Below are 6,461 nucleotides of genomic sequence, written 5' to 3' on the forward strand. Positions count from 1 at the left end.
TGCGGTGTGACGCTCCGGCAACGGAAGCGAAGTGCAACTGTTGCGGGCAGCAGCGCGCGGGCAATGGCGCTGGACAAACTCGAGCAGGTTTTGGGACACGGTCCGTGCCTCACGTCCCTGGAAGCCATGAAGCCCGTAATCCTCGATGATGTGGAAACGGACACGCGCGGCCGGAGGACCAGAAGCTCCTTGCGGAAAACGACTGCCGCAGTGTTTTGGGCGTTCCGCTCGCGCTGGATGAAACGCAGGCGGCTGCTCCGGATTTCTTCGCGGACGAACCCGCAGTACTCACCGCTCACGTGGTCCGCAGGGCAGAAGCATTTGCCGAGCTGGCCGGACGGGCGTTGCGGCTGGCACTCAAGATTGCTGATGCGCAGAACCTCGCGGAGGACCTCACCGCTGCCTCGGAACACCGCACAGTGATCAATCTGGCGTGCGGTGTAGTGATGGCCCAGAACCGGTGCACACAGGAAGAAGCGATGGCTGTGCTGGCCCAGGCATCGAGCCATCGCAACCAGAAACTGCGCGACGTCGCGGCCGACATCCTGCACCAGGTGGGCTCGGGCTCGGTCAGCACCTACTTCGAGCCGTAACCCGCGCAGTGCGGGCGCTCCAGTTTCGCCTCTGGGCCGCCCTGCAATAATCTGAACCAACGGTTGTGCGCGGGGGTGCAGGCGCCCGGTGCAACAGGCAGCACTGTAAGTTCAGGCCACATGACACCAGACGAGGCGGACACGCATGACGGCTTCAGACCAGCAGCACCCACAGCGATCGCAGATGCCCGCGGATCCGCCAGGCATTCCACGCGCTGACCGCGAAGTAGCTGCCGGGGCCGTGGACCAGCACCTCCTCCAGCAACTGGCGGACGTGCATGGCGTAGGAACGTCCTTCCAGGGCTGGGACGGGCTGCCCCACCATGTTGCCGAAGAAACCCTGATCAAGGTCCTGGCCTCCCTGGGCGTGCAGGCCCATACCAACGAGCTCATCAAGGCGGCGCTCGCGGAAGCGGAACTGGCTCCGTGGCGGCGTATGCTGCCTCCCGCCGTCGTGATCCAGCAGGGCGAGCCGGCCCAGGTCCCGGTCCACGTGCGGGACGGCGCCGCGGTGCAGCTGCGCATCACGCTCGAAGGCGGTGCCGGGTCCAGGGACGCCGTGGAGCAGGACCTCCGGGTGCAGCCGCGGGATGTTGACGGTGTATCCACCGGGCGTGCCACCTTCGCCCTTCCACGGGACCTGCCGCTGGGCTGGCACACCCTCCACGCCGAATCAGGCGGCGCCACCGCGTCCACCACCCTGGTGGTGGTGCCGGCGCGGATGACCACCGCTGCACCGCTCGAAAAGCGCCGCGGCTGGGGACTGGCCACGCAGCTGTACTCGGTGCGCTCCCGCCGGTCTTGGGGTATCGGCGACTTCTCCGACCTGGCTGACCTCGGCGCACTGAGCGCTGCCCGCGGAGCCGACTACATCCTGGTCAATCCGCTCCACGCCGCCGAGCCGGTGCCGCCCGTGCAGCCCTCCCCGTATTCGCCGTCCACCCGCCGGTTCTTCAACCCCCTGTATATCCGCATCGAGGCGATCCCCGAACTGGCCTACCTGAAGCCGCGAAAGCGTGCCGCACTGGAGAAGCTGCGCGAGGAAGTGGCTCCGCTGAACAGGGAGGGCGACCGGCTGGACCGCGACTCGGTCTACGCAGCCAAGCTCCAGGCTCTGGAGCTGCTCTACCACACCCGCCGTTCGCCTGCCCGGCAGGCCGCCTTCAATGAGTTCTGCCGCGTCTCCGGCAGCGGGCTGGACGACTTTGCCCTCTGGTCCGCCATCCGTGAGGACCTGCCGGCCGGAGACCCCTTCTGGTCAGACCCTGCCAGCGCCCTCGGCACACCGCAGACCGAGGCGCTCCGGGAAAAGCTCGCCGACCGGATTGGGTTCTATCGCTGGCTGCAGTGGATCTGTGATGAACAGCTTGAAGCTGCGCAGCACTCAGTGCTGCGGTCCGGCATGCGGCTGGGCGTTGTTCACGACCTCGCCGTGGGCGTGGACCACGCCAGCGCTGACGCATGGACACTGCGTGATGTCCTGGCTCCCGGCACCAGCGTGGGAGCGCCGCCGGACATGTACAACCAGCAGGGCCAGGACTGGGGCCAGCCGCCCTGGCATCCCGCCAAGCTCGCCGAAGCCGGCTACATCCCGTTCCGCAACATGCTGGCCACGGTGCTGAGGCATGCCGGCGGCGTGCGGGTGGACCACATCCTGGGCCTGTTCAGGCTGTGGTGGATTCCGTCCGGCAATTCCCCGGGTAACGGTGCTTACGTCCGCTACGACCATGAGGCGCTGATCGGCATCCTCGCCCTCGAAGCGCAGCGTGCCGGCGCCGTGGTGATTGGCGAGGACCTGGGCACCTTCGAGCCCTGGGTACGGGACTACCTCGCTGCCCGCGGCATCCTGGGGACGTCCATCCTCTGGTTCGAGTACGACGGCGACTCGCCCCTTGCGCCCGAAAAGTACCGCACGCAGGCACTCGCCAGCGTGAATACCCATGACCTGCCGCCGACCGCCGGTTACCTCGCCGGTGACCATGTGGCGCTGCGCAGCAGCTTGGGCCTTCTGGAGCGCTCCGAAGAGGAGGAACGGGCCGAGCACAACGCTTCGCTGGAGAAGATGCTGGCTTTGGTGCGGGAGCGCGGCTACCTGCCGGACGACGCTTCCGGCGGTCCCGGGGCTGATGAAGAACGGACCATCGAGGCGTTGCACCTGCTGCTGGCACAGGCGCCGTCGGTACTGCTGGGGGTTGCCCTGGTGGATGCCGTGGGGGAGCGGCGGGTCCAGAACCAGCCAGGCACTACCGAAGCGCTGTACCCGAATTGGCAGGTCCCCCTGGGCGGGCCGGACGGCAAGCCGGTGTTTCTGGACGATCTTCCCGCCAATCCGAGGTTCAACTCGCTGCTGGCGGCGGTGGAGGAGGCCATGCGCGGGTAGGCTGCGCGGCCGGGCGAACGGTCAGGAGAGCACGATGGGTGAGGGACCAGTACTGGTAGTAGGCGGCACCGGCATGCTGGGCGGCCAAGTGGTGACGGAACTGCTGAAGCGGGGAAAGCAGGTGCGTGCCTTGGTGCGCCCCGGCTCAGATGCTTCCCGGCTCGATTCTGCCGGCGTGGAGATTGCGCGTGGCGACATGCTGGACCCTGAATCGCTGCGGCGGGCGATGGGCGGTGCAGATGCCGTTGTCACTACAGCTGCCGGCTACACACGGCACCGCAAAGGCGATACCCCGGAAACCGATACGTTGGGCAACTCAAACCTGGCTGAAGCCGCCAAGCATAGCGGGATCCGCCGGTTCGTCCTCACCAGCATCCTGACGTGTGACCAAACACCCGGCGTCCCTCACTTTTGGCACAAAAGGCTGATGGAGGACCGGCTCGAGGCCCTGGGCGTGCCGTTTGTCGCTCTGCGGCCGGGGGCCTTCCTGGACCAGGTGACGCGTTTCGGCGGCGACCCGCTCAGCAGGCACAAGGTCATGTGGTTCGGCTCCGCCGGAATCCCTCTGACGTTCGTGCTCACTCCGGATGTCGCCGGATACCTGGCCGCGGCCGTGGATGCTCCGGGTGTCGAGGGCCAGCGCATCGATATCGGGTGGGACCGGCCCATCGCCATGCAGGAGTTCGCCGACCTCGCCGGACAGGTGTTGGGGGAGGAAATTTGGGTCCGGACTGTTCCGCTTCGGATCCTGCGGGCGGCCGGTGCTGTAATGGGGCCAATGAATCCCATGGCAAAGGATTTGGCAGCAATGATCGCGTGGTTCCAGACCGGCAGGTACGTGGCTGACACCGCCAGGCAACAGGAGTTTTTTGGGACGCCGCCCACAGCAGAGGAGGCGGTGAGGCGGTTGATCACCATTCTCGGGCATCCGGTGCGTAACTGAGCTCTGGCCGGGGCTTTACTGCACTTTTCACTGCTCCGGCAGCGTTGCTTCCGCCTGGTGCGCCTATTCTGGTTGTCCTGCGGGTGCTGTGGCTTGTCCTGCGGCCTATCCCGCCGGTACCAGCGCGGTAGGGGAAGGCGTCTCCAGGTTGTGGACCAGGGGTCCGGGCAAACCCGTCACCGGGTCGAGTTCAAAAGTTGCTATATTGTCCGACCGCTCGTGGGCCACGTGCAGCCAGCGGCCCTTGACCAGATGATGCCGCGGCCAGTTCCCGCCGCTGGCGAAGTCTCCGACCGGCATGAGTTCTGTCCCTCCTGCACCGACTTTCAGGACGCTTACCAAGTTGGAACCGCGGACACCCACGTACACGTGCCTGCCCTCGTTGCCAAGGCTAATTTCTGCAGCCGAGTCATCGGGCAGGCTGCCGCCGGACGTAGCCGGGCCTCGAAAAACGAGTTCGAATGTCCCGGCCTCCGGCCTGACCACGAAGACCTCAACCGAATATTCCGAAACCACAAAGACGTTGCCGCTGGCGTGCTGCACCAAGTGGCGCGGGCCGGCCCCGAATGGGAGGGCCACCTCGTGGTCTGCCACAAGGCCCTCCCCCGGCACGTAGTTCCAGATCCTGAGAGTGTCGTGGCCCAGGTCCGTCGTCATAATGCGCCCGTCCTGAAGCATCAGGCTAGCGTGGGCCCGGCTCTGCCGGGGATCGCCAGGAGTCTGGCTGGCATGCGGATCAACCGAGGGCAGTGCGGGAAAACGCTCGGCGATGCTGCCGTCCGGGTTCAGTTCGTACAGCAGGACCTGGCCGTCACCCCAGCACGTGGCGGTAAGAAAGCGGCCCTGCGTGTCCACCGCCACATGGCACGTGGCTTCTCCCGAGGGGTTTGGACGGCCCAGGGGCTCCAGCGCAAAATCACCGGTGCGTCGAAAGGCCCGGACCATCTTGCGCTGCTCGGCCACTGCATAGACCACAGGCAAAGCTGGATGCACGGCCACGAAAGACGGAGAATCGGTTTTGACGGCCGTACCAAGCCACTCGAGCCTGCCGTCGGGGTGTTCGGCAAGTGCGCCGATCCCTTCCGCCCGTCCGCCGCCGTCGGGAGTGTAGGTGCCGGTCCAGATCAACGTGTGCGGGGCAGGCGATGTCATGAGTCCATCCTGCCAAGAAAACCGCCGTAATCCGGGAATTGCGGAATAGCATTGGATTTTGCAGCTTGACGGAGGTGTGCCCCTTTGGGTTTCACCTGGTTGGTCCTCGTGTCGCTGGGGCCTTCCGGTTAGGTAATGAGCGAGATGCCCAGCGGATTACCGAAAGGCGCTTCATGCCAGCTCCAGTGCCACCTGCTCCTCACGACATTGCCGACCTCGTATCAGTCCTGCGGGCGGCCGGCTGTGTATTCGCCGAAGACGAGGCGCAGCTGCTCCTGTCCGAAGCGCCAAGCACCGCTGAACTTGCGGTGTGGGTGGAACGCCGCGTTTCCGGTGAGCCCCTTGAGTGCATCATTGGTTGGGCAGAATTTTGCGGACTTCATATAGCGGTCGACCCTAGTGTCTTTGTACCTCGGCGACGCACCGAACTGCTCGTTTCGGAGGCCGCTGCACTGCTGCGCGGCCGTTCTCGGCTGCCTGCATCGGCGTCGTCGTCCGTTGTTGTGGATCTGTGCTGCGGATCCGGGGCAGTGGGCGTCGCACTGGCTGCCCGGGCGTCCCTAGACGAACTTCACTTGGCAGATATCGATCCACTTGCCGTGCAGTGCGCCCGACGGAACGTGGCAGCCCTGGGCGGGCAGGTTCATCAGGGTGACCTGTATGCCGCCCTCCCCGCCCGGCTAAGACGGCAAGTGCAGCTCATCGTGGTGAACGCCCCGTATGTGCCCACAGGCGCGCTGCCCACCATGCCGCCCGAGGCGAGGGTCCACGAGCCGTCCCGTTCTCTTGATGGCGGCGTCGACGGATTGGACCTCCACCGGCGCATCATCCGTGAAGCCCCCGAGTGGTTGGATGCAAACGGCCATCTGGTCATCGAAACCAGCGAGCCTCAGGCTGCCGGAACAGCGGCCGTCATGGCGGTTGCGGGATTTGCGGCACGGACTGTCCACTCGGAGGAGCTGGGCGGCACAGTCGTGGTAGGTACGCCCCGGTGGCGGTGACTTGCCACCACCTATGGCTCTTTTTGCACTCAACGCTTGTTGCCTGTGATCACGAAACTGCTAACAGGGTGGCGCTGCCCTGTGCAAACTACGGTTAGCCGTTCTGTAGGCAGGGCGACCTTGTCCAAGGCGTAGCCGCGGTTGATGCCTGGAGCTGGACCCACGGTCGCTGGCATCCCCAGTTGGGGTCCACCTTCATTCCCGCACGGTGGTGGTTGTTTCGGTGGTGGTTTGGGGTGGTGGGGGTGGTTTGAAGTAGTGGTTTTGTTGGGGTTTTTGGTGGGGGTCGAGGTGTTTTGGGGGTGTGTACCAGGGGGTGCCGTTGATGGTGGTGATGGTCCATTGTTCTTTGTGGATCAGGTGGTGGTGGCTGCTGCAGAGGAGGGCGCCGT

6 protein-coding genes are annotated in these 6,461 nt (G+C 65.4%); 4 read left to right on the forward strand and 2 right to left on the reverse strand.

Features of this window, described 5'->3' with window-relative positions; translation table 11 throughout:
- The first annotated feature begins 215 nt into the window (after positions 1-215).
- The 3 genes from AC5RT4_RS17225 (at position 216) to AC5RT4_RS17235 (ending at position 3,916) form a co-directional block, all read left to right on the forward strand.
- A complete protein-coding gene (locus tag AC5RT4_RS17225; protein ID WP_494106557.1) occupies positions 216-593 on the forward strand; it encodes an ANTAR domain-containing protein in 378 nt (125 codons plus the stop codon).
- 145 nt (positions 594-738) lie between these two features.
- Positions 739-2,973, forward strand: a complete 2,235-nt coding sequence (malQ, locus tag AC5RT4_RS17230) for a 4-alpha-glucanotransferase (protein WP_494106558.1) — start codon at positions 739-741, stop codon at positions 2,971-2,973.
- Between the two features lie 34 nt (positions 2,974-3,007).
- Positions 3,008-3,916, forward strand: a complete 909-nt coding sequence (locus tag AC5RT4_RS17235; protein WP_494106559.1) for an SDR family oxidoreductase — start codon at positions 3,008-3,010, stop codon at positions 3,914-3,916.
- A 105-nt stretch (positions 3,917-4,021) separates the two neighbouring features.
- On the opposite strand, the gene AC5RT4_RS17240 is transcribed toward AC5RT4_RS17235, so the two are convergent.
- Positions 4,022-5,068 (reverse strand): lactonase family protein, encoded by a 1,047-nt coding sequence (locus tag AC5RT4_RS17240; protein WP_494106560.1) that lies wholly within the window; start codon positions 5,066-5,068, stop codon positions 4,022-4,024.
- A gap of 173 nt (positions 5,069-5,241) precedes the next feature.
- Here AC5RT4_RS17240 and AC5RT4_RS17245 point away from each other — a divergent pair, with 173 nt between their 5' ends.
- Complete coding sequence (locus tag AC5RT4_RS17245) at positions 5,242-6,069, forward strand: putative protein N(5)-glutamine methyltransferase (protein WP_494106561.1); 828 nt, start codon at positions 5,242-5,244, stop codon at positions 6,067-6,069.
- Between the two features lie 195 nt (positions 6,070-6,264).
- Here AC5RT4_RS17245 and AC5RT4_RS17250 read toward each other — a convergent pair.
- A partial coding sequence (locus tag AC5RT4_RS17250; protein ID WP_494106562.1) for a hypothetical protein occupies positions 6,265-6,461 on the reverse strand: 197 nt, incomplete at its 5' end.

This window comes from Arthrobacter sp. sptzw42 (assembly GCF_059089685.1).

What these genes read in the sequence shown, in the direction of transcription:
- malQ (WP_494106558.1), top strand. Translation starts at nt 739, where the DNA reads ATGACGGCTTCAGACCAGCAGCACCCACAGCGATCGCAGATGCCCGCG.
- AC5RT4_RS17235 (WP_494106559.1), top strand. Translation starts at nt 3,008, where the DNA reads ATGGGTGAGGGACCAGTACTGGTAGTAGGCGGCACCGGCATGCTGGGC.
- AC5RT4_RS17240 (WP_494106560.1), bottom strand. Translation starts at nt 5,068, where the DNA reads ATGACATCGCCTGCCCCGCACACGTTGATCTGGACCGGCACCTACACT.
- AC5RT4_RS17245 (WP_494106561.1), top strand. Translation starts at nt 5,242, where the DNA reads ATGCCAGCTCCAGTGCCACCTGCTCCTCACGACATTGCCGACCTCGTA.